The sequence below is a fragment of the Comamonas sp. SY3 genome (genome assembly GCF_041730275.1).
GTDB classification, from domain to species: Bacteria; Pseudomonadota; Gammaproteobacteria; order Burkholderiales; family Burkholderiaceae_C; genus Comamonas; species Comamonas sediminis.
This window is the reverse complement of sequence record NZ_JBGTYN010000060.1, coordinates 1-879: the sequence shown is the minus strand read 5'-3', so window position 1 is coordinate 879 and position 879 is coordinate 1. Positions and strand designations below refer to the sequence as shown.

Annotated in this window: 1 protein-coding gene; it reads right to left on the bottom strand. The window is 50.4% G+C overall.

The genetic code is table 11. The features are described from left to right. Window positions 1-30: 30 nt before the first annotated feature. A complete protein-coding gene (locus ACCQ08_RS26035; protein ID WP_014386432.1) occupies window positions 31-858 on the bottom strand; it encodes an OXA-2 family oxacillin-hydrolyzing class D beta-lactamase OXA-21 in 828 nt (275 codons plus the stop codon). Window positions 859-879 lie beyond the last annotated feature (21 nt).

Here is an 879-nt window from a genome sequence, read left to right as displayed (position 1 = left end):
TAACGTAGAAGTAACCGGCGCTGCGCGGCTTTATCGCGCTGCGTCCGAGTTGACTGCCGGGTTGGGCGGCAACGCTTCGATAGAGCGAAGGATTGCCCGCACTATTGCCTCCCTTTTGAAAAGGTCATCCATCCTGTTTGGCGTATCAATATTCAGTGCGAAGAATACGGGGCCAGTCGGCCACTCAACCCATCCTACCCACCAACCCATGCGGCCTTCCCAGCCCGTCTTTGCGCGCAGTATCCAGTTGCGACCGGCTTCCACAATCATGAGGTCCTTGACCAAGCGCTGATGTTCTACCCGAAAGGGCAACTCGTTATGATAGAGCTTCCTGAGAAATGCAATCTGTTCTTGTGCCGCGATAGCAAGATTGCCATCTATCCAGTAATCGCCATTACTTGTCGAAGGATCGGCGTTGCCATAGTCGATTTGCTTCAAATAGCGTCGAGCCTTGTCTTCACCGATCTCTTTTGCAAATAGCTCATAAATCCAGACAGTAGAATTCCGCATTGCTGATCGCAAGTCTTGGTCTTGGTTGTGAGCTGCAAAGCTTCTTTTGATGCCGTCCCATCGGAAAACTTGAAACTCATCACGTGCAGCGCCTGCGTCAAGTGCAAAAAGTGTATGTGGAATCTTGAATGTCGAGGCCGGCGAGTAGCGTTTCTCTGACCGCACCTGATCAAAAACCAATATGACACGATCTGTTTGGCGTTCGTCTGCCACAACTATCGTGCCTTTGGCTTGAAATTCGCTGAAAAACTTCCGCCAGTCAGAACGTTCGCGCATGCCTTCTTGTGCATGCGCGAACGTGCCAAAAACAAAAGTGGAGAAAAGTATTGCGAAGATTCGGATTGCCATTAAGTTTTCCTTGACGCCCAA

Coding starts and splice junctions, on each gene's coding strand:
- ACCQ08_RS26035 (WP_014386432.1), bottom strand. CDS start 858: ATGGCAATCCGAATCTTCGCAATACTTTTCTCCACTTTTGTTTTTGGC.